The 1293-nt window shown below is 72.3% G+C and carries 1 protein-coding gene; it reads left to right on the forward strand.

The window, feature by feature from the left end; genetic code table 11:
• Positions 1-1293 (forward strand): SpnB-like Rossmann fold domain-containing protein (locus SPR02S_RS58780; protein ID WP_043259188.1); only part of this gene is annotated, 1293 nt, incomplete at both ends.

The raw sequence follows: 1293 nt of genomic DNA on the forward strand, positions 1-1293 counted from the left end.
TGGCGCTGGCCGAGTTGGCGCTGGCGGCGGGCGGCCAGGTCGACTGCCCTGTGGTCGAGGAACTCGTGTTGCAGGTGCCGTTGTTGCTGCCCGAGGGCGCGGCGCTCGACCTCCAGGTCACTGTCGGTGCGCCGGACGAGGACGGCCGCCGCGACATCGCCATCTACACCGCGCCGTCCGGCAACGCCGGTCAGGACACCGCCCAGGCCACCTGCCACGCCCGTGGCACCCTGACCCCCGACTCCGACGTCCCCGCAGCCACGGACTGGACAGCGACCTGGCCGCCGGAAGACGCGGAACCCGTCTCCGTCGAGGACCTCTACGAACGCCTCGCCGGCCTCGGCTACGACTACGGCCCCTCCTTCAAGGGACTGCACACCGCCTGGGCGCAGGACGAGTACATCTACGCGGAGGTGGCTCTCCCCGACGACCACATCGCCTCCGCCCGGCAGTACGGCATCCACCCCGGTCTTCTCGACTCCTCGCTCCACAGCGGCCTCACCTGGCTCGACAGGGGCGACCACGCGGCCCAACTGCCCTTCTCCTGGGCGGGAGTACGACTGGGGCTGCCCGGCAGCAGTCAGGTGCGGGTCCGCATCACCTCTACGGCCGACTCCTCCCTCCGGGTCGACATCGCCGACGAGTACGGCGAGTTGGTCCTCAGCGCCGAGCAACTCACGTTCCGGCCGGTGGACCAGGCCCAACTCGAAGGCGCACGGCGGCCGGAAGCCGGATCTCTCTACACGGTCGACTGGGCCCCGGTCGCCCCGACCACGGACACCGCCACGTCGCCGCAGCTCGCCGCCATCGGTGAACTGACCGGTGCGGGTGAGCAGTTCGCGGATCTTGGCGCGCTGGTCGGTGCGGTGGCGGCGGGTGCGTCGGTGCCGGACGTGGTGGTCGCCGGTGTCGGCGCCGAGCCGGTTCCTGGCGAGGCGGCTGACACGGTCCGTGCCGTGGCTGCGCGGGCGTTGAGTCTGGTGCAGGAGTGGCTGGCTGCCGAGGCGCTGTCCGGGGCCCAGTTGGTGTTGGTGACTCGGGGTGCGGTGTCGGTGGGTGAGGAGTCGCCGGATGTGGCGGCTGCGGCGGCGTGGGGTCTGGTGCGCAGCGCGCAGTCCGAGCACCCGGGCCGTTTCGTGCTGTTGGACCTGGACCCGGCTGACGCAGCAGCGCCGGACTGGGCCGCGCTTGTCGGTCTTGGCGAGTCGCAGGTGGCGGTGCGTGGCGGGCGGGTGTTGGTGCCGAGGTTGGCGCGGGCTGTCGTGTCGGCGGCGCCGTTGGCGGGCGCCGGCA

The sequence above is a fragment of the Streptomyces prunicolor NBRC 13075 genome, assembly GCF_000367365.1.
Classification (GTDB): Bacteria; Actinomycetota; Actinomycetes; order Streptomycetales; family Streptomycetaceae; genus Streptomyces; species Streptomyces prunicolor.